This window comes from Agrobacterium larrymoorei (assembly GCF_013322225.1).
Classification (GTDB): Bacteria; Pseudomonadota; Alphaproteobacteria; order Rhizobiales; family Rhizobiaceae; genus Agrobacterium; species Agrobacterium larrymoorei_A.
In genome coordinates this window covers 252730-275716 of sequence record NZ_JAAMFB010000022.1, presented here as the reverse complement: position 1 = coordinate 275716, position 22987 = coordinate 252730, and the positions used below count along the sequence as shown (strand labels likewise).

The following is a 22987-nucleotide window of genomic DNA, read 5'->3' as shown; positions in this document are numbered from 1 at the left end:
ACTATCCGCCGCCGCCCATGGTGACGGACATGAAGGCCCGAAAGGTTGCGGCTGCGGACTTGATAGGCCGAGCCCGTGCCCAGGCAAGACCGACATCCATGCTCGGAATGGTTTCCACCAGCCGCCGCAGCTCGATACGCTGCCCTTCCAGCGACCATGGGCGATAGACCATATCCGACAAAATGGTCACGCCAACGCCTGCCGCGACGAGTGAGCGCACAGCTTCTACAGAGCTTGTGGTCAGCACGGTGCGCGGCTGGTATCCCGCTTGATCCCAGTATCTCCCCGCCGTCTGGTTGGCCTCGTCCACGGTCAACATGACGTAGTCTTCCTCCGACACATCCGCCAGACTGATTTCGTTGCGCGATAGCAGATGGTGATCCGATGACAGCCATAAGCGCCTGCTTGATCGCATCAAAAGCTCCTGTTCCAGCTCCTGCGTATTGGCGAGATTTGAAACCAGCATCAGCGCGATATCAAGTTGTCCCCGCGCCAACTGCCGCTCAAGCTCAACACGCGGAAGTTCTTTCAACTCGACAGAGATTTGAGGATAGGTTTTGCGGAAGCGCGCATAATACTTGGACATGAAATAACCGGTGACGGTGTAGGTCATTCCAAGCGTCAGTTTGCCGGAGACGCTCTCCCGTTCACGTAGCGGACTTCGCACGGCCGCTGCCACCGCGCCAGTGATGATGCGGGCATGCTCCAGAAAACGTGCCCCCTCCATCGTCAGCCGCACCCCAGCATGTGTGCGCTCCAACAGCTTCACGCCCAGCTCATCCTCAAGCGATTTGATCGCTGCGGTGACCGCGGATTGAGAGATGTTGAGGTTGACGGCGGCATGGCTGACCTGCCCACTTTCAGCTGAGGCGATGAAATAATCGAGCTGTTTCAATGTGATGCCCATACCTACACGCCCTCTAAACAATTATCAGTTTTTTCAATAATACAATAAAAAAATTACTATTTCACAAGAGGCAAAACCTCAGACAAGAATTGTGCAACGCCGCAAAGACGGCAGCATAATAAGGGGTTCGACTATCATGAGCGTCACGCTGAACTGTGACATGGGGGAGAGCTTTGGGCTCTACCGACTGGGTGATGATGCCGGCATGATGCCGCTGATCGATGTTGCCAACGTCGCCTGTGGTTTCCATGCATCCGATCCTAACCACATGCGAGCGACCGTTCGCCGTGCGAAAGAAAACGGCGTCAAGGTCGGCGCACATCCATCGCTTCCAGACCTTCAGGGTTTCGGTCGGCGTGAGATGAAGATGAGCCGCGAGGAGATCGCCAACTGCGTTCTCTATCAGGTCGGCGCATTGATGGGCTTTCTGAAAGCCGAAAACATGCCCCTTCACCACATCAAACCACATGGCAGCCTCTACGGCATGGCCGCTCGGCAAGAAGAGATTGCGCACGGTATTTGCGATGTGGCTGAAATCTTCGACGTGCCATTGTTTGGCATGACCGATACCCTGCATGAAACGGTCTATCAGCAACGTGGCATCAAGTTCGTTGCGGAATATTATGCGGATCTGGATTATGCCCCCGGCGGCATTCTGATCGTCACACGCGAACACGATGCCAAAGACCCTGAGTTGATGGCTGAACGCTGTGTCCGCGCCCTGAATGATAATAAGGGTACCGCGAACGACGGCAGTTTCTTCCCGGTTCGATGTGAAACGATCTGCGTTCATTCCGATACGCCGAACGCCATCGATATTGCGAAGACCGTGCGTAGCGCAATCGCGCCCTGGCACTGACATCGATCGCCGCCACGCGGCGGCCCAATTGCCTGCATTCATCTTGCATCGTCGGATTCGGAGAGCCTTGCCATGACACAGATTCTTTCGCCACTTCCCGGAACATTCTACCGCAGTGCAGCACCCGGCCAGCCGCCGTTGAAAGCGGATGGAGCCGAGGTCTTGGTGGGTGATGTGATCGGCCTCATCGAAGTGATGAAATCCTTTCACGAAGTCAGGTCTGACGTGGCAGGCACTAGCATCAACTTCCTCGTGGATAATGAAGACCCTGTCATGGCGGGCGCACCACTTGCGGAACTCGGCTGATGCTGAAAAAACTGCTGATCGCCAACAGGGGTGAGATTGCGGTGCGGGTGATCCGTGCCGCCCAAGACCTTGGTATTGCGACCGTTGCCGTCTATTCCGCTGCCGACGCAGATGCGCTGCATGTGCAACTGGCCGATGAAGCCGTAAACATCGGTCCACCCGCCGCCAAGAAATCCTACCTGAATATGGAGGCGCTGCTGACGTCGGCGCGTGATACGGGATGTGACAGCGTACATCCCGGTTATGGGTTTCTGGCGGAAAATGCGGAATTTTCGGATGCGGTCACCGCAGCGGAGCTTGTGTTCGTCGGCCCCTCCGGTAACGCCATCCGCTTGATGGGCGACAAGGTTTCGGCGCGCAATGCCGCTGCGGCTGCGGGTGTTCCAGTTGTTCCCGGCTCTGCGGGGCGCGTGGAAAGCATTGATGAGGCCCGGAATGTGCTGACGGAAACGGGCTTCCCGGTGATGATCAAGGCTGCCGCCGGTGGCGGTGGTCGCGGCATCCGCATCGCCAATTCCCTTGCCGAATTCGAGCAGGCCTATCCGCAGGCGCAGGCCGAAGCGCTCGCCGCCTTTGGTGACGGCGGCCTTTATATGGAAAAGGTCATTGGACGCGCCCGTCATATCGAGGTGCAAATTCTGGCAGATGGCCATAACGCCATTCATTGTTATGAGCGGGAATGCTCGTTGCAGCGCCGACGCCAGAAGGTATGGGAAGAAGCGCCCTCGCGGGCACTTTCCGATGCCTTGCGAGAAGAACTTTGCGCATCCGCAGTCGCACTTGCAAAGGCCGTCTCCTATTCCGGTGCAGGCACGATCGAATATCTCTACGACGATATCGCCGACCAATTTTACTTCATCGAAATGAATACTCGTATTCAGGTGGAACACCCTGTGACCGAAGCAATCACCGGGATCGATCTCGTGGCGGAGATGCTGCGGATTGCGGGTGGTGAGCCGTTGCGGCTTTCGCAGGATGACATAAAGGTCAAGGGTCACGCCATTGAAGTGCGTCTCAATGCGGAAGACCCGTCGAAAGATTTCGCACCGTTCCCGGGCAAGGTCGATAATCTGCGCATACCTGGAGGCCCCGGCGTTCGTTTCGATTCCATGCTTTACAATGGCTATCAAATCCCGCCGTTCTACGATTCTCTTCTGGCAAAACTCATCGTTCACGGCGAGACGCGGGACGCGGCAATCGTCCGCTTGAAGCGGGCGCTGAACGAACTCGAAATTGCCGGGATGAAAACGACAAAGCCGCTATTCATGGCGCTTGCCGCTGATCCCGCGGTGCAGGCCGGAGACGTGCATACACGCTGGCTGGAAGGTTGGCTTACCGAAAACGCAGCGGCGCTTGCCGGCTGAAAAGGAGAACCGATGTCGATACGATTCAACTTCGGCGGCGACGAACACATCTTCGGGGAAGTGTCCGAAGACATGTCGCTGGCCTCGTTTTTCACCGGCTTGTCGATGATCAATGCCGTGCGGCAAGCGGGTATTCGCGGTGTAACGGAAACCTGCCCCGCCAATGCCAGCTTCCAGATACGCTTCGACCCGGACGTGATCTCACCTCATGACCTGTTGAAAGAACTCAAATCCATGGAGGATGCGGCGTCGAAATCCGATGCTGCGTTGAAGACACGGATCATCGAATTGCCGGTGTATTTTCAGGACCCGTGGACCCACGAAACCGGCGCGCGTTTTCGGGAGCGTCATCAGGACCCAAGCTCGACCGATCTTGAATATTCGGCCCGCATTAACGGCTACGCGACAGTGGATGAATTCATCGCTGCCTATTCCGGCCAGCCCTGGTTCGTCTCGATGGTTGGCTTTGTCGCTGGTCTGCCCTGGCTTTATCAGATGGTCGAGCGCAAGAAGCAGATCGAGGCGCCAAAATATCTGCGGCCCCGCACCGACACACCAAAACTAACCGTCGGCCATGGCGGTTGCTTTGCAGCGATCTATTCGGTGCGCGGTGCCGGTGGTTACCAGATGTACGGTGTCACACCGGCCCCGATCTACGATCCGACGCGCAAGGTGCGCTATCTGACCGATGAAATGTGTCTGTTCAAGCCGGGCGATATCGTGAAGTTCAAGTCGATTACCCGTGATGAATATGATGCAACGCTGGAGGAGATCGACGCAAATCGCTGGCAACCGACGGCGCAGGATTGCACCTTTAGCCTGACCGATTTCAACAAGGACATTTTAGGCACCAACACCAAACTGATGGAGCTTCTCAATGGCCGTTAAAGTCATCACTCCCGGCCTTTCCACATCGGTTCAGGACCTGGGTCGCCCTGGTTATTATCATTCCGGCATTCCTGAAGGCGGCGGCATGGATCGTTTTTCCACCCGCATTGCAAATCTGCTGGTGGGTAATGATCCGGGTGCCGCGGTGCTGGAAGTTACGTTCATGGGACCGGAACTTGAGTTTACCGCACCGGCAATCGTTGCGATTACCGGTGGTGAACTGCCGCCGAAGGTCAACGGCATGGAACAGCCGACATGGGAAAGCTTCACGGTGAAATCCGGAGACCGCCTGACGTTTGGCTATCTCAAATCCGGTGCCCGGGCCTATATCGCAATTTCTGGCGGCATAGACGTTCCTGTCGTGCTGGGATCACGATCGACCTACGTTCTGGGCGCTCTCGGTGGCTTCGAAGGCCGCGTACTCCAAGCTGGTGATGAGCTTCCAATTGGGACAGGTCAAGGCAAAACCGGATTGACGCTGCCACTTGAACTGCGTGGTCTCGATGCGCAATCACCGGAGCTGAGAATGCTTCCGGGCATTTACTGGCACCGAATTACGGAAGCTGCCGGAAAGCGCTTTTTCGAGGATACCTGGAAAGTGGCACCCGAAGCGGATCGCATCGGCTATCGTTTCCGCGGTGGCACACCGCTTGAATTCATACCGCGCGAACAGCCGTTTGGTGCAGGCTCAGACCCATCCAATATTGTCGATGCCTGCTATCCATATGGATCAATTCAGGTGCCGAGCGGAACAGAGCCGATTGTTCTGCACCGCGATGCGGTTTCGGGTGGCGGTTACATGATGCTTGGCGTCGTCATCTCGGCAGATATGGACCGGATTGCGCAGATGCAGCCGCATACGCCGGCGCAATTTACGCCCGTGAGCCTTGAGGAAGCGCTTGCTGCACGCGCAGATCGCCGTGCCGCTCTTGCAAGGGCAGAAGATTTTCTGACCGCCTAAGCGGTTAGAATTTTCCAGTAGAGGAACTGGAAAACGAACGGGAGGGGTTCGGTCAGCCAAAGCTGGCTCTCCGCCGCGCCAGATGACTAAATCCGGCGCGCACAACGACAAGACTAGGCCGTCAAACGGCGTGAATTTGGTAGCCGAGCAATCCGCAGAGATTGCCGGAATATAAAGGGGAACATCGCAGGAACCTTGAGGCCGTACCACGGTCCGGTTCCGCGTGCCCTTTCCTGAGACAACGTAAGGAACAGGGAAATGGGTCATCTCACTGCGGAAAATGTCTCCGTGGCCTTTGCGGGGCTCAAGGCTCTGTCGTCGGTCACGCTCGACATCACGCCTGGACATATCAGCGGGCTGATTGGCCCTAACGGTGCCGGCAAGACAACGCTGGTCAATGTTTTAACCGGATTTCAAGCACCAACAGATGGCGCCGTGAAACTGGACGGTACATCGCTTGGCGGGTTGAAGCCGCATATGGTGCGGCGTCGCGGCATTGCCCGCACGTTTCAGGGCGGCCGCCTGTTCAAGGATCTGCCCGTTATCGACAATCTGGAAGTGACAGGCGTTGGTCTCGGCATGAGCAGACGTGCGGCAGTGGCAGAAGCGCAAGCGATGCTGGACTGGATGGGCATCGGCACGCTCGGGTCACGCATTGCCGGAACGCTGCCTTACACCGATGAGCGCCGTGTTGCCATTGGCCGCGCCCTGATGGGTCGCCCTGAATATATTCTTCTCGATGAACCCGCCGCGGGAATGAGCAGCCACGAAGCCGCCGATCTTTCAGGCCTCGTGCGTCGCATAGCTCGCGATCTTGGCTGCGGCGTTCTGATTATCGAACACAATGTCGGCCTTGTCCTTGGCCTTTGTGACCACATCGTGGTGCTGGATTCCGGTGCCGTGATCGAAGAAGGCAAACCTACCGCCATCCGTGAAAGTGAAAAAGTGCGGCATGCGTACATGGGAACGGCCGCTGAAACAAATCTGCCAATCATCGAGGCCATGTAATGAGCATCCTTGCAGTCTCCGATATTGCAATACGTTATGGCAGACTGACCGCCGTGCGCGGCGTATCTTTCTCCATGAATGAGGGCGAAATTCTCTTCATCACAGGCCCGAACGGCGCTGGCAAATCCTCCCTTATGCGCTCCATTGCCGGTGTTACACCGGCCGCGGCGGGTCGTGTCGATTTTTCCGGTCAGGATATTACTGGCAAGGCACCTGAAGACATAGCGCGGCTTGGATTTTCCATGGTGCCAGAAGGCCGCGAAGTATTTGGCTCACTGACCATCGAAGAAAACCTTCTGGTCGGCACCGGAATGCATTCGCGGGACCGTGGTTCGCGCAGCCGCGCCGCAAGCGAGCTGGAAGCGGTTTATGCTACCTTTCCCATTTTGAAGGAACGCCGCAACGGTCAGGCTGGTCTTCTTTCCGGCGGCCAGCAGCAGATGCTTGTCATCGGTCGTGCGCTCATGACCAATCCGCGTTTGGTCGCAATCGATGAGCCGTCCCTTGGTCTTGCTCCAAACATTACGGATCAGGTTTACGAGCGGTTGATTGCCCTACAGGCACAGCGGCGTCTGACGCTGCTGATCGTCGAGCAAAGCTCGGCCCGCGCCGTAATGGTGGGGGGTCGCATGATCCTCATGCGCGGAGGCGAAATCGTCCTTGATGGAGATGCCCGCACACTCGGCAACAGCGAGGCCATTCAAGCCGCCTATTTCGGTTACGAGGATCACTGAGATGTTACAGATTGTTTTCGACTCGCTGTCCCTCGGCTCGCTTTATGCGCTCGGTGCGCTCGGCATCGCGCTGATCTTCGGTGTCATGCGTCTGGTCAACTTCGCCCATGGCGATGTTATCGCCTTCTGCATTTTTGCACTGCTTTGGCCGTCTACGGATGCGATGGCAATCGTGTTTGCCGGTCATATGCCTTGGTATCTGCTTGTGCCATTTGTCCTCATCGTCGGTGCTGGTCTGTCCGTGCTGTGCGAGATCGTCGTATTTCGTCGGTTCCGGCGCGCCAGTCCGGCAACGATGATGATCGCTTCGTTCGCACTCGGTTTCGTCATCCGTTATTTCCTGCTGATGCTGTTCACCAGCAGGCCCAAATCCATTTCCCTGCTACCGATGTTGTCGCAGCCTGTGGAAATATTCGGCGCGCGCCTGCCGCTTCTGCAATTGATCACCATCATCGCCACTGTTCTTATCCTTATCGGGCTTTCGCTGTTCCTACGGCGTACCCGCTTCGGCCTGGAAATGAGGGCGGCGGCTGAAAACTTCAACATGGCCCGCATGCTTGGCGTGCGTGCAAACCGCGTCATCATGGGTGCTTTCGCCCTGTCCGGTGCTCTCGCCGGTGCTATCGCTCTCATCTTCGGCAGCCAAACAGGTACGGCTGATATCCAGATGGGTGCATCGATCATGTTGATGGCGTTCATCGCCACCGTCATTGGCGGTCTCGGCAGTCTTGGCGGGGCTGTACTTGCCGGTTTCCTGCTCGGTGCAGCTTCCGTGGTGATGCAGGTCGTCCTGCCGGTCGATGCCCGTCCTTTCCGTGATGCCTTCGTCTATGGCGCAGTCATCCTCATCCTCCTCTTCCGCCCGCAGGGCCTGATTGCCGCGCGCGGCACCAAGGAAAGGGTCTGATCTATGACTGTTGTAACCGCCCCTATTGTGGCCGCCGAACTTGCGGCACCGCAGAAGCCCGCACCCTTTTCCCTTGCGCGCCGAACCATCATGACGCCTATCCTGCTGTCACTAATGATGGTGTTGATTGCCTGGCTGACGGTGATGACTGGATCGAAGCCGTTCAATCAAGCCGTCATCGATGTCTTCGTTCGCGTGACGCTCGTGGTTGGCCTTTATATTTTCATCGGCAATTCCGGCGTGCTCAGCTTCGGACATATCGGGTTCACGTGTCTCGGTGCCTATGCCGCCGCGTGGCTCACCATTAATCCGATCATGAAGAAAAGCGCTCTTCCCGGCCTGCCGCAATGGTTGCTGGAGACCCGCTTGCCCTATTGGCAATCGGCTTTAATTGCTTCGTTGTTTGCGGGTGTCGTAGCGCTTATCTTCGGGCGCGTGTTGATGCGGCTTTCGGGTATCGCCGCTTCCATCGCGACATTCGCGGTTCTGGCGATGATCAACACCATTTACTCCAACTGGGAAGATGTAACCGGCGCAACATCATCGGTTGTCGGCATCCCTATCGTGCGCACCATCTGGCCCTATATGATCGCAGCGGTCATCGCGATCTTCATCGCCTGGGCGCATGCCATCTCCCGCTCCGGTTTGGCGCTGCGTGCGGCGCGTGATGAACCAACGGCGGCGGCGGCTTCTGGCGTCGATATTCCCAAGGAACGGCTGGTCGCTTTCACCATCTCAGGTGCCGTCATGGGGCTTGGTGGTGCGCTGATGGCGCATTCGATCGGCGTCGTTACGCCCGATACGTTCTATCTCGGCCTCACCTTCATCACGCTTTCCATGCTCGTCGTCGGTGGCATGAGCAGCCTGTCCGGCGCGGTGATTGGCGTGGTCCTTCTCTCCGCTCTCATTCAGGCACTTCGCACGCTTGAGGCCGGTGTCCCGTTAGGCAGCATCACCCTCGCCCTTCCCAAGGGGCTTCAGGAGATAGCCCTCGGGGTCATCATGATCGTGATCCTCGCGCTTCGTCCCACTGGTTTGATAGGCAATCGCGAAATCACCTTGTTTCGTCGCAGTCACAACAAATAGCCGACGGAGAGGAAACCGTACGGCAAAAAAGGAGAACAGAATGGCCTCTATGACGAGAATGCTTGCAACCGTTTTGGCCACGACCATGGCCGCTTTACCCGCGTGGGCGGATGACGATAAAATTGTCGTCGGCTTTGCCACTGCCGCGTCCGGTTTCATGGAAGCCTATGACAAGCCCGCGCAGGACGCGGCGATGATCCGCATTGACGAGATTAACGCCGCAGGCGGTCTGCTCGGCAAAAAGATCGAGGTCGTGAGCACGGATACCAAATCCGACCGCGCCGAAGGGGCAAAAGCCGGTCTGTCCGTTATCGACAAGGGCGCCGATCTCGTTGTCGTGTCCTGCGACTATGATTTCGGCGCACCGGCAGCGCTGGCGGCGGAAGATGCAGGTCTCGTTTCCTTCTTCCTCTGCGCCGAATCTGTAAAGGCAGGTATTCAGGGCGTCGGCCCACACAGCTTCTCGGCATCCGTGCTGGCCGCCGTACAGGGCGCAACGATGGCGGAGTGGGCCTTCAATGAGAAGAAAGCAAAGACCTATTACCGTTTGCTCGACACATGGACCGAATACAACAAAGGCATTTGTGACGGGTTTGACTGGATGATGCCCAAGCTTGAAGCCAAGGGTGCCAAGCTGGTCGGTCAGGACACCTTCAAGAACGAGGATGCTTCCATCGCGGCGCAGATCACCCGTATCAAATCTCTGCCGCAGGAGCCGGACGCTATCATGCTGTGCACGATGATGCCGGGTGCAGTGTCCGCCATCAAGCAAATCCGTGCCGCAGGCATCAATTCGATGATCCTTAACGGCTCCGGCATGGATGGCAGCTACTGGCTTTCTGCGGTGCCGGATCTATCCAACTTCTTCACCCCGGTTCAGGGCTCGATCTACGGTGACGACCCCAACCCTGAAGTCCAGAAATTCAGCGCGGTCTACAAACAAAAAACCGGCTCCGATCCCTCCAGCCAATATGTTTTCCCGGGTTACTCGCTCATCGACGTCTGGGCCAAGGCTGTTGAACGGGCCGGAACGACAGAAGCCGATGCCGTGGTCGCGGAACTCGAAAAGATGAAGGATGAACCGACACTGTTCGGACCCCGCACCTTCACATCCGAACTGCACCACCAAAATCAGGCACGCTACCTGATCGTGGAAACGAAAAACGGAAAGCCCGGCGTCATCGGTAACTGGACGATCTCCGAGCCAATTCCGGTAAGCGCACTCGTCAAATAAAATGTCGCTGACGCGGTAGCCCAAGTGTTGATTTCATTGAGGGCTACCGCGCAGCTTCGATAATTTCATGCGATGCCCATATACAGGAAACCCGGACATGGCGCAGCACTCACGAGGCATGGACGAAGCCGATCCTCTGGTCACCGCAGAATTATGGAAGCGTGACGGAAGGCAGGTCGCCATCGCGACGGTCGTGGAAACATGGGGTTCGGCACCCCGTCGGGTCGGAAGTCATCTCGTGGTAGACGGCAATGGAAACTTCGAAGGGTCTGTTTCAGGCGGCTGTGTCGAAGGATCGGTCATTGCTGCATCCATGGACGTCATTGAAGACGGAAAAGCCGTGATGCTGGAATTTGGTGTGGCGGATGAAACCGCCTGGAGCGTGGGGCTGTCCTGTGGCGGGCGCATTCGAGTCTATGTCGAAAGGATCGATTGATGCGCCGCGACAATCTTCAGCGGTTGAATGAGGCCCGCAGAAATCGTCTTCCCGCAGCATTACTGACCGATATTTCAAGCGGCAAAGAACGTGTATTTGTCGGCGATGATTTAGCAGCAGAATTTGACGATGGCATCGGCAGTGCGTTTCGGCTCGGTCAATCGCTGCTCGTTGAGACAGAGAGAGGGAGCAGCTTTCTGAATGTTTACGTGCCTACCCCGCGCATCGTTATCATCGGTGCCGTGCATATTGGACAGTTTTTAACGCAAATGGCGATGTTTACTGGCTTCGATGTGCATGTGGTTGATCCACGCACGGCCTTTGCGACACTTCAACGATTTCCGGGAGCAACACTAACGCCGGATTGGCCTTTGGACCATTTCGCAAATCACCCGCTGGACCGATACACCGCGTTGGTAGCCCTGACGCACGACCCCAAGATAGACGATACTCCGCTTGCGGAAGCATTGCGGGCACGCTGTTTTTACATCGGTGCGCTGGGCAGTCGCAAAACGCATGCTACGCGCATTGATCGCCTATTGCAGGAAGGCCTTGATGCCCGGACATTATCGAAAATTCATGCGCCTATCGGACTGAATATTGGCGCCGACAATCCGGCGGAGATCGCCATCGCGATCCTCGCCGAGATTGTCCAGGCGCTGCATTTACAATCGTCTTCTATGGGAATGGAGACATGAAGTTCGGTCACTTCAACGTCAATGAAGCCGATGGTCTTGTGTTGGCGCATACGCTGAAACTGCCGGATGGCCAGTTTGCAAAAGGACATGTTTTGCAAACTGATGATTTATTTCGGATAGCAGCTGCAGGGTTGAACAACGTCATTGGCGTCCGGATGGACGAAGATGATGTAGGGGAAGATGAAGCCGCAGGGATTCTGTCGCAATCTATCCCGGTCAATCACCTGCGCGTCTCCGAGGCAAGCACGGGCCGAGTGAATGTCTACTCGACCGTAAAAGGTATATTTTCTGTAGAAAAGACGATTGTTGACCAGTTGAACGCTATTGATCAGGCCATTACCCTTGCATGTCTTTCTGACCATAGCAGGGTCAACAGTGGCGATATGGTGGCGACCTTCAAGATCATACCGCTCGCCGTTTCCGGCAGAACAGTCGAAAAAGCTTGCGAACTGTTACGCGAGCGCCCCCCTTTCGAAATCCGGCCCTTCAAACAACATGCCATCAGCCTGATTGCAACAGAACTGCCGCATTTGAAGCCTTCCGTCATGGATAAGACAGCGCGCATTCTTGATCGTCGGCTGGTCGTCTGTGGTAATCGACTACAACGAGAAATTCGGGTTCCCCACGACACGCTGAGCCTTTCGCAATCGTTGACGGAGGTCATCGCTTTACCGGATGAAGCACCAAAACTGATTATCGTTTTCGGCGCATCAGCGGTGATCGATAATGCCGATGTTATTCCGCAGGCAATTCGCGAGGCTGGCGGTATCGTCCTTCGCGTTGGCATGCCAGTTGACCCCGGAAATCTCATTGTCCTTGGAAAGATAGGCACAAGCTATATTATCGGCGCGCCCGGATGTGCCCGTAGCCCGAAAGAAAATGGCTTTGACTGGGTTCTGGAGCGCATTCTGGCGGGCGAGGTTCTGGACGAACGTGATATCGCTGGAATGGGCGTCGGCGGCCTGCTGATGGAAATTCAGACCCGGCCAATGCCACGAGACCCGCTACCCGAAAAGGAAAGCGATAAATCGGTTGCAATCGTTATTCTCGCAGCAGGTATGTCGAGCCGAATGGGGAGTTTCCACAAGCTGCTCACAGAGTTTAACGGCATACCACTCATACGCCGAACGGCTATGGTAGCGACCAGTAGCCAGGCATCGTCAGTCACCGTTGTTCTGGGTCATCGTCAGGATGAACTCAAACGCGCCCTTTCTGACTTGAACATAAATATCGTCGTTAATCCTGATTATGCCTCAGGACTATCAAGCTCGCTTGCGACGGGTTTTGCGACTGCGCAAGCAAGCGAGGCACAAGGTATTCTGGTTTTTCTGGCAGACATGCCGCAAATTTCCACTGCCAATCTTGACCAGCTTATCACCGCGTTCCAGCGTTCAGGCGGCACCGCTATCGTCCGCGCATCCTCACATGGCCAGCCGGGAAACCCTGTCATATTGCCAAGTATATTACAAAACGCCGTATTAAGCTTGGAAGGCGATACGGGTGCCCGTCACCTGATTGAAACATCTGGATTAAAAGTGATCGAGGTCGACATTGGCCATGCCGCGCAGATTGACGTAGATACGCCTGAAGCCGTCATAAAAGCTGGCGGTGTACTGACCGGGAGCACGCCAGAAAACATGGATCGCGAGCCCCTATGAATTATATCGTTGAAGGGCTAACGTAGAGCGTTCCACGCTAATGGTGCGAAACGCGGTCAACGGCAACGAAACGTCGACGTCGAACTGAACATACTTGAACCGACGACCCTTAGTTGCTCTGATCCTTATCCAGCCAAATATTGCGATGGAGCGATTTCCCGGCATCGTCCCCCGAGCCGTTATCCCATCGGTAGAGGAAACGGGTGCAAACACGTCGAGACTATCGATGGCAAGCGCGCGAGACACCCCCTTGCCGTATCGCCAACAGTGGTTAGCGGCGAGCCATGTGCGTCAGTTCGCCCAGCCGTTACAGGTCAACGATCGATGCGGCAATGAACCTCTCTTGGTCGCCGCTGTAGTTGTAGTAATATACAGTCAGCAACTTTCCATCGTCTCTAGCCACCGTCCTTGGATAGCCAAGATCAGACATGCCGCCATCGTCTCGGACGATGATATCATCGCTCCAAGTCCTGCCCTCGTCGGAACTGACCCGCGCACGAATGCCGAAAGGTGCATCGCGATAACCGAAGATAAGCGCAAGCCTTCCATCCGGTAGCCGGTTGAGTGTCGCCGGGTTTCCCGCGTAGCCGGTATTCGGCACCGGACGACCGACATATTCCCAGCTCTTTCCTTCGTCGTTCGACAAATATGCGTCGATCCAAGCTTTTCGGTCCGGCCCCTTGCCAGGTGTCGAGCAGCGAACCAGCGTCATCACATTGCCATCGGTGAGCTTGATGGACGCTGGCATGATGGAAAAACCAGCGGGCTCCTCGCCAACGAAACTTTCAAAGGTGAAAGAGATGCCGCCGTCGCGTGTTCGTGCACAGAAGACATGGCCTTCCTTCCCGTCCGGCTTGGCGGCGGTCAGCAGGAAGAGCGCGTCGTGTTTGCCGAGCGGGACGATATCAGTCCGGGCAGATACGCCCGGAAGACCGAAGTCGCCCATCCGATAGGGTCCGCGCCACGTTCTCGCCCGGTCGTTGCTGACGTAGAACCAGCTGATCGCGCCGCCGAAGAGGCCGGTGCGGGCGCACATGACAAGCGTCTCGGGATCGGTGAAATCGATGGGCGCATCCAGCGTCCGCAGATCGCGCTCGACATCAATACCCGGCTGGGCCTCCAGCGCCGGAATGACATGTTCATCGCCGGACAACGTCTGACTGCCAGGGACAAAACCGTTGAAACGCTCGACCGCCCATGTTTCTCCGCCATCGCGACTGCGGGCTTGGACCGGTATGAAGGGTCTCGTCTTGTCTCGCGCATGAAGGTCTTCCGATGTACCCCTGAAGCCCTGCAGGAAAACCGTGACGACCTCGTCTCCCCAGATCCACAGGCCATAGTTGGCTGGCCAGGCGGCGAACTCATCAGGTTTGCGGTAAATTTCTACGTTCTTGAACACGAGTGTCCTCCCCGCCGCCAATGCGGCTATTTTCAATTTTGGTATGTGTGCCTGATCAGCCCTTGACGCCACTCGACACGGCGCCGTCAACGACGTGTCGCTGCGCCAGAAGATAAGCAATGATGACGGGCATGGTGATCAGCGTTGCCATCGCCATCACGACATTCCAGCGGGCATCCGGCCCACTTTGCAGAAGCTGCAAGCCGATCTGCAGCGTCGCCATTTCGCGGTGTGAATTGAGGATAAGCGGCCAGACGAAATCATTCCAGGCACTTTGGAAACTCAAAACCCCAAGGACAGCGAGAGATGGACGCGCCAGTGGCAATAGGATACGGCGGAAGATCGTAAATGCGGAAGCGCCGTCCAGCTTGGCAGATTCTTCGTATTCCATCGGAATGCGGGTAAAAAACTGCCGCATCATGAATATCCCGAAAGGCGTCGCGGCCGTGGGCAGAATCATGCCCCAATAAGTATTGAGCAAACCGGTGCCACCGCTGCCAAGCCAGTCGTTGCCGCCCGCGAACGGGATTTTCTGGATTATCAGAAAAACCGGGACGATCTGGCTCTGAGCCGGCACCATCAAAAGACCAACCACCAATGCGAACACCACATTCCTGCCGGAAAACTGCATGCGCGCCAGCGCGTATCCCGCCAGTGAGCAGAACACCAGATTGGAGACCGTAGAACCGAGAGCATAGATCAGGCTATTGACTAGCTGCCGACCGGCCTCCGGCGACCTGATCGCATCCACATAATTCTGCCACTCCACGCCGTCAGGCACGAAACTCAACGGAAAGCGAAAAATTTCCTGGTCTGTCTTGAACGAGGTTGAGACCATCCAGAGAAACGGCATGATGGTCGCGACCGCCGCGAAGATCAGTAGCCCGTAGCCGATCACGTTCATGATGTCGAAGCGGGGAAACTCTCTGCCGCGCGCGGCGAGCTGGCGTTCCATTGCCGCAGGTTGTGCGATATCCGTCATGCGTCTTTCCTCCGCATGATCCTGGTTCCGACGATAGAGAACAGCAGGATCGTAAAGAACAGAACCGTCGACATCGCGGCGGCATAGCCGAATTCGGTGTAGCTGAAAGCCGTCTGATACATCTGATAGACAACGGTTTCAGTCGAGCCGAGCGGCCCGCCCTGCGTCATCACATAGATCGCGCCAAAAACCTGGAACGTCTGCACGATCAAGATAATCAGCAGGTAAAAGCTGACCGAACTCAGCATTGGAACGGTGATGCGCAGAAACGTGTCCTTGCCCTTGGCGCCGTCCAGACGCGCGGCCTCATAGAGGTCTTTGGGAATATCCTGCAACCCAGCGAGATAGATAATCATAGCGGTGCCGAAATCGCGCCAGATCGCCATGACGATCAGCGCGTTCATCGCAAGGCTCGGATCCTGCAGCCAGGGCTTCGGCGGCATGCCGACCTGAGTGAGGATGTTGTTCAGGGGGCCAGCGTAGGGTTCGTAGACGTAAGCCCAGACAACGGCAGCCGCGATCAGCGATGTCAGCACCGGAAGATAGAAGATAGTCCGAAAGACGATACGTCCGGGCACCTGACGATTGAGCGCAACCGCAGCAAAAAGACCAAGGATCATGGTGGGAAAGGTGACGCCCACCGTATAATAGGCGGTATTGCCGACAGCCTGCAGGAAACGCGTATCCTGGAATAGCTTGATGTAATTGTCGAAGCCGACGAAGCTTGTCGGCTTCAGAAACGATACGTCGGTGAAACTCATCACGACTGTCGCCGCCGCCGGTAGAAGCAGCGACAGGAACATGATGACCAGCGCAGGCGCGAGGAATGCGTAGGCGCTCCAGGTCTGATTGAAACTGACCGCTCTGGTCGGCCGGGAAGTGGTACGCTGGAGCGCCATTGCCAAGTCCTCAACCTCTCTTCAGGATTGCCTGGATCTCGTCCGAGGCCGCCTTGAGTGCCTTCTCAGGCGTGTTCTTCTGGAAGACGACCTCCTGAACACCACGTGCGACCAGCGACATCATGCGCGGGAAGACCGGCGTTGCCGGTGCCGTTTGCGGAGCATAACTGGCTGTCTTGATGAACTTTGCCAGATAGGGATCAGCGAGAACGGCTGGGTCCTGCTGCGCCGATTTGAGGGCGGGCACGTTTTTACTCTTCACCGCGAAAGCGATCTGTTGCTCTGCCGACATCGCGAATTCGATAAACTTCGCAGCTTCCTTCTCGTTTGGCGCTCCCGCGCGGATGGCAAAGCAGAACGGATCTACAAGTGAGGTGAAACCACCGTTTTCCTTTGGGATCGGCAGGACATCGAACTCGATACCGCCCTTCAGGGCGTTGTTGGTCGAATAATTGCCCGCGATCATCATTGCCGCGCGCCCTTGGTTGAAGGGGTTTGCCATGCCTCCCGGCCCAACACCGAAACCGGCATCGGTAATCTTGTCGACCGCGACCAGTTCGCCGATAAAGGTCAGCGCCTTTATCCCCTCGGGGCCGGCAAATGCCGGTGCTGTCAGATCGGCGTTCAGCAGCGAGCCACCTGCCCCCTGCAGAAACAGGGTGAAAAGTTCAAAGGCCTCCAAATCGTTCTGGTAGAGCTGAATGCCTGCCGCCTGTAGCATACCGCCGCCTGGACGCTTGGTGGACGCTTTTGCCCATTCGCGAAGTTCGGCCCAGGTCTGTGGCCCTTTGTCCGGGTTAAGGCCTGCCTCGGCAACGAGCTTGCGATTGATCCCCAACCCTCTTGATGTACCGTAAAGCGGCATCGAATATTGTGCGCCGTCAATTTTTCCGTAAGCGAGAAGTGACGGATCGAGTTCATTCTGCTTGACACCCAGAAGCGCCTTAGTGAGGTCTGCCAGCTTATTGCCGGATGCGTAGGTAAGATTGTAGTCCCAATGCTGGACAATCAGATCCGGCCCGGTATTGCCGTTGATTGCGGTCAACATTTTTTCATTGAGCTGAGAAGGTTCGGCATAGAGGCTGGACTGTAACGCCACATCGGGATTGCCCGCTGTAAAAGCGGCTTCCAGCGCTTCACCGGCAACCTTTTTACTGCCAGCCAGCTGCGACCAGAAGACAAGCTGTTCGGCCGCCACCGCCTGGCCGGACGCCATCAGGATTGACAGGCTTGCGGCACCTGTCGCCGTTCCTGCCAGAAAAGCCCTTCGCGTGGGCCTGATCGCATGCATATAATCGTTTTTCATCGTTAACTCCTCCCAGTCGCTCGATGATTATTTCCGTCGAATTGTCATTCCTTCGGCATCAAAAACGTGGATGTTTGATGCTCCGCAATAGACGTCGATTTCGGAATCGGGTGGCAAAGCCCGATCGCCGGAAAAGACGCTCGTAAAGCTTTGCCCATCTATCGCTGCGTGGATGATCGTCTGAGCGCCAAGCCTTTCGACCGACGTCGGCACTATGGCAATTTTCACCTGCGGCGCGCTGCCCGCCGGATGCGGTGTCAGAAACTCTGGACGAATGCCGAGAGTGACCACGTCGCCGGGCCTCAGCCTCCAGGCCAGATCTTCGATGACAACCATGCCCATGCCGTCGACATTAAAACTGACGTGGTCGCCATTCGTCTCCTCCACCTTGGCGCGCAGCATGTTCATCGGCGGGCTACCGATGAAGCCAGCGACGAACCGGTTGACTGGATTGTGATATAGATCCATTGGGCGGCCCACCTGCTCCACCCTGCCGCCGTTCAGCACAACGATCCGGTCAGCCATGGTCATCGCTTCCAGCTGGTCGTGAGTGACGTAGACCATGGTTGCACCCAGTTCCTTGTGGAGCTGAGTGAGCTCTGTACGCATCTCGATCCTAAGTGCCGCATCGAGGTTCGAAAGGGGTTCGTCCATGAGGAAGATTTCCGGCTTGCGGACGATTGCCCGGGCAATCGCCACGCGCTGGCGCTGGCCACCGGACAGTTTTGACGGCTTGTCCTTCAGGCGGGTGGAAAGCCTGACGGTGTTTGCCGCCTTCTCGACCTGATTGCGGATATCCTCCTTGGAGCGACGCTCCATCTGCAATGGAAAGGCGATGTTGTCGTAAACGCTCATGTGCGGATAAAGCGCATAAGACTGAAACACCATTGCCACGCTGCGCGTGCCAGCCGGACGTCGTGTCACGTCGGTGCTACCGATTTTTATGGCGCCATCGCTGATCGGGTCGAGCCCTGCTATCAGCCGCAGCAAAGTGGACTTGCCACATCCCGAGGGTCCGACGAACACCGCGAACTCTCCGTCCTCGATCGCGAGAGAAACGTCCTTGATGGCGTCGAACGCCGCATAGCTTTTAGAAACGTTGGACAACTCCAAGCGTGCCACAGAGTACTCCTCCCCCTGCTCTCTCCTACCGTCAGTTACCTGACGCGCCCACCATGCTACAAAAAAACGACTGTGTAAACATGTTGTCTAATAAGCTCTATGAAAACTGATAGTATCAGTTATACAGTCAGAACGAGCCACCTTCCCGTTCACGGGCTTACGAAAATACAGGGCTTATTATCAACGCGTCAGAACTCGATCGCCCGCTCGCGCGCATTGAGGATATGGCGATCTATAGCGTCGGTAGCGGCCCGCGCATCGCGGGATTTGATTGCCTCGATGATCGCCAGATGATCGGCGAACGCCGGCGGAAGCACCCGATCGGACAAGGTGATCCTATCAAGCTTGATCAGGCGCATGCGGATGGCATTTACCGCATAGGACTGGATTAGAAGATCGTTCTGGGTACCGTCGATCAGCAGATTGTGGAAACCGTCGTCAACTTTCTGCCCCCGGTCGAACACGTCGGGCGACGGAGATGAACGGAATTCCTCTATGATTGCCTGATGCAGAATTTTCTGCTCGTCCAGAATCGCGTCCGACATTTTCCGAACCGCAGTCAGCACCGCTTCCCGCTCGAGCGCCATGCGGATCTGAAATGCCTGCCGGATGATCGAGAGATCGATCTGGGTGATCTGGATGCCGCGTTGCGGCATGACGGCGAGCAGCCCTTCATATTGCAGCCGCGGAAGAAGTTCTCGCAACGCACCGATCGAGAGACCGAGGAGGGCAACCAGTTCGCGCTGAGATACGAATTGACCTGGCCGCAGCCGGCCATCGAACAACGCTTCCCGGAAGCGCTCATGGGCGATCTGCTTGACCGAACGCAATTCGGTCTGCTCGCGACCGGAGTGTGTATTTGGGTTGATCATCTCACTCCTCTGGCCAGTACATGGCCGAAGTTCAGGCTGCGGCGCGATAACCTGTTTGCTCTAAAAGTTCAATGAGCCTGGCGCGGTCAGATTGTCCGAGCGCAACCAATGGGGGCATAGTATTAGCAAGGTTTTCGTCCCCGCGGTAATGGGCCAGAGCAGCTTTGATGCCAACCAGTGCACCATGCGCGTCCACGGCTTCGATCCGGCGCGCCTGTTTTTCCAGCAGCATGCCGTCCTCGGGATTGTCGTAAAGGGCTTTCAGGTCACGGGCAAAGAGGTTAGGCATTCCACCTATCATGCCCGCACCACCTTTTTTCAACAGTGTCGGCAGGACCCGGTCGTCGCCCGTAAAGACCGCAATTTCCGGAAAAGCAGCGATCAATGCCAAGCCGCTTTCCAAGTCGCCGGTCGAGTCCTTTATCCCCGCGATGCGGTTTCCGTGCTTCCCAACTATGGCGGCAACCAAGTTAGGTGTGAAGCGGATGCCGCTTAGCTGCGGGATATTGTACAACACCAGATCGATCCGACTACGGTCTTCGGTCTGCGCGATCAATGCATCGAAGAAGCCGATAATACCGTCTTCGCTTGCGCCATAATAAAACGGCGGGAGCACTAGGACCACACGACATCCCAACTCGCTATAAGCGATGAGCGATTCCACCGCATCGCCGAAACTTGATGTGATGATGGCGGGAAGTTGCCGTCCCATATCCGCGCCAACCGCCTTCAGATCATGCAGGGCGCGTAATTTTTCGCGTGTCGAAAACGAGGCTCCTTCACCCGTCGTTCCAAACGTCGAAATAAAGCTGCACCCGCTTTCGAGTAGCTGATCGATGTGTCCATGAAGCCGCGCTACGTCAATTTGAAAATCTGTTTTAACGGGCGTGATCGATGCAGCAACGATACCCTTCAACGCGGAAATCACATTAAACCTCCCTGATAAGTCAACTGATATAATCAGTCTATTTATCAGTCGTCAAATGTCTTTTGCTTTCGTAGCTATGCAAGGGACCTCGCCAAGATTGCGCTGAGCGTACAGGGTCCGGTCTAGCGCGTCGGATGTCGATCAGCATTCGGCTAGGAACACTCCATATGTATTATGGTTTACACCGTTGGAAATGGGCTGATGTGGTAATGATACTTCGTTGACCGAAATCTCATGACGCGAGTGGAGGCCATCGTATGGAGTTTGATCTGGCGCGGTTCGTCACAGCGCAACACGACGTGTACGGCAAAGCTTTGCGGGAATTGCGTGACGGACAGAAGAAGTCGCATTGAATGTGGTTCATCTTCCCGCAGCTTCGCGGGCTCGGCCGATCGGAAACCGCTCGCTTTTATGCGATCTCTGGACACTCGGAGGCCGAAGCCTACCTTCAGCATCCTGTTTTAGGGACTCGTCTTGAGGAATCCACGCGTACCATGCTCAGTCATCCCAGCCTTCCCGCACATAATATTCTAGGGCATCCCGACGACCTCAAGTTTCGTTTCAGTATGACGTTGTTTGGAGCAGTCGCACACAGTGGATCGCTGTTTGAAACGGGCCTTCAGGTGTTTTACCAAGGCAAAGTCGATCAAACGACGCTTGCAGCATTGTAAAATCGTGACCCAACAAGCTCGTTGACTCGAAAGAGCCGAAACACCATCTGTTCGCCATGCCTAAGCGTGAAAAAAATGACATCGAACTGATCAGGACATGGACCCTACCGGCCGCTGTAACAATGGGGTCGGCGGTTCGGGCGAAAGGCGTCCTGCAAGAAATACAGGCAAGGCTGCCTGCAGTCTCGAAAAAGTCGATTTCCCTTGATGGTGTCGACCTCATATTGGCGATGGCAGCCAGTGACAAGACCGCCTTCAACGCCGCCGCGGCTATCGCTACAAAGGTGGTGACGGAGGCCGTAGCCCTACCGGTCATCCCGCGCGAAATCGAGGACATCCTGACGATGAAGACCAGCGAGCGGCACCGGTGGCTGGCCGACGGTCGTCTGCAAAGTGCAGGGACGAGAACCGTCAGACTGAACGGACGCGCTCGGCAGATCACCTTCCATGTCTTCGACCCCAGGGTGGTGGAAGAGCTTCTCGATAGGGGAGCTGTCGAAGAATGGCGCGTGGAGGACGCAGAGGCGAAGGCCGAAAAAAGACAGCGGGCGGCCTATCAGGCGAAGCTGACGCGCTCGCTCAAGAAGGAGGCTGCGAAGCGATCCAAGAATGCAGGCGACAGCTCTGAGGACGCAGCGCCGAAGCTCGGCGGGTGGGAAGAGTTCGACCTCGACGGACTTCTTCGTTGAACGGGCATCATGGCAGCATTGCGTAAAGCCAGCTCGCTCTCGCATGATAAGGGAACCTGTGGCGTCAGATCCCGTTACGTGATTATCCAACAAGGAGGAAACCCATGGATCATACAAATCACGTTCGCCTGTCGACAACGGAGTTGACCCCAGAAATTCTGGAAGGTGCCACTGTTTACGGCGCAGATGACCATAAGGTTGGCAAAGTCGATCACGTCCACGGCGGAGCAAGCGGTCAGGTCATTATCGATGTCGGAGGATTTCTCGGAATTGGCGCCAAGCCTGTCGCAGTTGCCCTCAGCGACCTCGATTTCATGCGTGACGAGGACGGAGATGTTCACGCCGTGACGTCCTGGACGAAGGACCAGTTGAAAGACATGCCAGAACACCATCACTGATGAAATCAGGGCTCGGTCGAAAGATCGGGCCCTAACACTATCATTGCTGGGATAACCGGCGGTCTCTTTACGCAAGTGGGAACGACAGCGAAACCGGAGTTCCGCACCATTGCCGAGATAAGCACATCCGGCGATGCATCTTCGCTCACAGTTTCCACCCGCTCTTAAAGCACGGATGCGATTCCCGTACCGAAAGCATTTGTTTGAGGCATGCCTACGATCTGGAACAATGATGTCCCCCGCTCCGTTGCTCAGCGAGGAGACAAGAGGAAACAAATCGGAATGTGAAATGCCAAGGTACTACTTCCACGTCAGGGAAGCAGACACCCTTTCTGTCGATCTCGAAGGCGCAATACTTCAGGGAGACGAGCAGGCAGTAAGGGAAGCGGTCCAGGCAGCAAGGGAGACGCTTGCCGAAAAGATCATGGCCGGAGAAATCATCGCCGACAGCAGCTTCGAGGTTGTCCGTGCCGATGGACAACTGATCGCCGTCATACCCGTATCGTCAGTTGTGAAGTTTAAGTAGCAAATGGCGTTAATCCTTTGCCACAGGCCTTTACGCGATACTTCCTCGTAAGCAACGACTGCAATCGCAGAGCTTTCTCCCATCGAATTCGAGAAGTACAAAAGCTGACCCGAACCTGCTTACGAAACTCCCGGCTATTTACGCGTCAG

24 protein-coding genes and 1 pseudogene are annotated in these 22987 nt (G+C 56.2%); 17 read left to right on the top strand and 8 right to left on the bottom strand.

The window, feature by feature from the left end; translation table 11 throughout:
- Window position 1 precedes the first annotated feature (1 nt).
- Window positions 2–907, bottom strand: coding sequence for a LysR family transcriptional regulator (locus G6L28_RS14660; protein WP_174064555.1), 906 nt, complete (start codon window positions 905–907; stop codon window positions 2–4).
- Between the two features lie 136 nt (window positions 908–1043).
- On the opposite strand from G6L28_RS14660, the gene G6L28_RS14655 reads away from it, so the two are divergent.
- The 13 genes from G6L28_RS14655 to G6L28_RS14595 all read left to right on the top strand — a co-directional run bounded on the left by G6L28_RS14655 (window position 1044) and on the right by G6L28_RS14595 (window position 13046).
- A complete protein-coding gene (locus tag G6L28_RS14655) occupies window positions 1044–1766 on the top strand; it encodes a LamB/YcsF family protein (RefSeq protein WP_174064554.1) in 723 nt (240 codons plus the stop codon).
- A gap of 72 nt (window positions 1767–1838) precedes the next feature.
- Window positions 1839–2072 carry an acetyl-CoA carboxylase gene (locus G6L28_RS14650; protein ID WP_174064553.1) on the top strand — a complete coding sequence of 78 codons (234 nt, stop codon included), beginning with the start codon at window positions 1839–1841 and terminating at the stop codon, window positions 2070–2072.
- Entirely contained in the window at window positions 2072–3436 is a 1365-nt protein-coding gene (locus tag G6L28_RS14645) for an acetyl-CoA carboxylase biotin carboxylase subunit (protein ID WP_174064552.1), read from the top strand. Before G6L28_RS14650 ends, G6L28_RS14645 begins: the two co-directional genes overlap by 1 nt.
- Window positions 3437–3448: 12 nt before the next feature.
- Window positions 3449–4324, top strand: coding sequence for a 5-oxoprolinase subunit B family protein (locus tag G6L28_RS14640; RefSeq protein ID WP_174064551.1), 876 nt, complete (start codon window positions 3449–3451; stop codon window positions 4322–4324).
- Window positions 4314–5285 (top strand): biotin-dependent carboxyltransferase family protein, encoded by a 972-nt coding sequence (locus tag G6L28_RS14635; RefSeq protein ID WP_174064550.1) that lies wholly within the window; start codon window positions 4314–4316, stop codon window positions 5283–5285. Before G6L28_RS14640 ends, G6L28_RS14635 begins: the two co-directional genes overlap by 11 nt.
- A 258-nt stretch (window positions 5286–5543) precedes the next feature.
- Window positions 5544–6293 (top strand): ABC transporter ATP-binding protein, encoded by a 750-nt coding sequence (locus G6L28_RS14630; RefSeq protein WP_174064549.1) that lies wholly within the window; start codon window positions 5544–5546, stop codon window positions 6291–6293.
- A complete protein-coding gene (locus tag G6L28_RS14625) occupies window positions 6293–7027 on the top strand; it encodes an ABC transporter ATP-binding protein (protein ID WP_174064548.1) in 735 nt (244 codons plus the stop codon). The genes G6L28_RS14630 and G6L28_RS14625 overlap by 1 nt, the downstream gene beginning before the upstream one ends.
- 1 nt (window position 7028) lies before the next feature.
- Window positions 7029–7934, top strand: coding sequence for a branched-chain amino acid ABC transporter permease (locus G6L28_RS14620; RefSeq protein ID WP_174064547.1), 906 nt, complete (start codon window positions 7029–7031; stop codon window positions 7932–7934).
- Between the two features lie 3 nt (window positions 7935–7937).
- A complete protein-coding gene (locus G6L28_RS14615; RefSeq protein ID WP_174064546.1) occupies window positions 7938–9020 on the top strand; it encodes a branched-chain amino acid ABC transporter permease in 1083 nt (360 codons plus the stop codon).
- 40 nt (window positions 9021–9060) lie between these two features.
- Complete coding sequence (locus tag G6L28_RS14610) at window positions 9061–10254, top strand: ABC transporter substrate-binding protein (protein ID WP_202033637.1); 1194 nt, start codon at window positions 9061–9063, stop codon at window positions 10252–10254.
- A gap of 97 nt (window positions 10255–10351) precedes the next feature.
- The gene (locus tag G6L28_RS14605) at window positions 10352–10690 is read left to right on the top strand and encodes an XdhC family protein (RefSeq protein ID WP_174064545.1); all 339 of its coding nucleotides are present in this window, start codon (window positions 10352–10354) and stop codon (window positions 10688–10690) included.
- Window positions 10690–11388: an XdhC family protein gene (locus tag G6L28_RS14600; protein ID WP_174064544.1), complete on the top strand. Its 699-nt coding sequence runs from the start codon at window positions 10690–10692 to the stop codon at window positions 11386–11388. Before G6L28_RS14605 ends, G6L28_RS14600 begins: the two co-directional genes overlap by 1 nt.
- The gene (locus G6L28_RS14595; protein WP_174064543.1) at window positions 11385–13046 is read left to right on the top strand and encodes an NTP transferase domain-containing protein; all 1662 of its coding nucleotides are present in this window, start codon (window positions 11385–11387) and stop codon (window positions 13044–13046) included. The genes G6L28_RS14600 and G6L28_RS14595 overlap by 4 nt, the downstream gene beginning before the upstream one ends.
- A 307-nt stretch (window positions 13047–13353) precedes the next feature.
- Here the strand turns inward: G6L28_RS14595 and G6L28_RS14590 are convergent, their stop codons facing one another.
- From G6L28_RS14590 to G6L28_RS14560, 7 genes are all read right to left on the bottom strand, one after another.
- Complete coding sequence (locus tag G6L28_RS14590) at window positions 13354–14445, bottom strand: exo-alpha-sialidase (RefSeq protein WP_174064542.1); 1092 nt, start codon at window positions 14443–14445, stop codon at window positions 13354–13356.
- 55 nt (window positions 14446–14500) lie between these two features.
- Window positions 14501–15427, bottom strand: coding sequence for a carbohydrate ABC transporter permease (locus G6L28_RS14585; protein WP_174064541.1), 927 nt, complete (start codon window positions 15425–15427; stop codon window positions 14501–14503).
- Complete coding sequence (locus G6L28_RS14580) at window positions 15424–16326, bottom strand: carbohydrate ABC transporter permease (protein ID WP_174064540.1); 903 nt, start codon at window positions 16324–16326, stop codon at window positions 15424–15426. The genes G6L28_RS14585 and G6L28_RS14580 overlap by 4 nt, the downstream gene beginning before the upstream one ends.
- 10 nt (window positions 16327–16336) lie before the next feature.
- Window positions 16337–17632, bottom strand: a complete 1296-nt coding sequence (locus G6L28_RS14575) for an extracellular solute-binding protein (protein WP_174064539.1) — start codon at window positions 17630–17632, stop codon at window positions 16337–16339.
- Between the two features lie 27 nt (window positions 17633–17659).
- A complete protein-coding gene (locus G6L28_RS14570) occupies window positions 17660–18754 on the bottom strand; it encodes a sn-glycerol-3-phosphate ABC transporter ATP-binding protein UgpC (RefSeq protein WP_174064538.1) in 1095 nt (364 codons plus the stop codon).
- Between the two features lie 188 nt (window positions 18755–18942).
- On the bottom strand, window positions 18943–19626 hold the full coding sequence (locus G6L28_RS14565) for a GntR family transcriptional regulator (protein WP_174064537.1): 684 nt from the start codon (window positions 19624–19626) through the stop codon (window positions 18943–18945).
- Window positions 19627–19657: 31 nt separating this feature from the next.
- Window positions 19658–20554, bottom strand: a complete 897-nt coding sequence (locus G6L28_RS14560) for a dihydrodipicolinate synthase family protein (protein ID WP_174064536.1) — start codon at window positions 20552–20554, stop codon at window positions 19658–19660.
- 257 nt (window positions 20555–20811) lie between these two features.
- On the opposite strand from G6L28_RS14560, the pseudogene G6L28_RS14555 reads away from it, so the two are divergent.
- From G6L28_RS14555 to G6L28_RS14540, 4 genes and pseudogenes are all read left to right on the top strand, one after another.
- Window positions 20812–21225, top strand: a pseudogene (locus G6L28_RS14555) (DUF1810 domain-containing protein).
- 56 nt (window positions 21226–21281) lie between these two features.
- A complete protein-coding gene (locus G6L28_RS14550; protein WP_174064535.1) occupies window positions 21282–21914 on the top strand; it encodes a hypothetical protein in 633 nt (210 codons plus the stop codon).
- A gap of 104 nt (window positions 21915–22018) precedes the next feature.
- Window positions 22019–22312 carry a PRC-barrel domain-containing protein gene (locus G6L28_RS14545; RefSeq protein WP_174064534.1) on the top strand — a complete coding sequence of 98 codons (294 nt, stop codon included), beginning with the start codon at window positions 22019–22021 and terminating at the stop codon, window positions 22310–22312.
- A 289-nt stretch (window positions 22313–22601) separates the two neighbouring features.
- On the top strand, window positions 22602–22838 hold the full coding sequence (locus G6L28_RS14540; RefSeq protein WP_174064533.1) for a DUF6894 family protein: 237 nt from the start codon (window positions 22602–22604) through the stop codon (window positions 22836–22838).
- The last annotated feature ends 149 nt before the right edge of the window (window positions 22839–22987 follow it).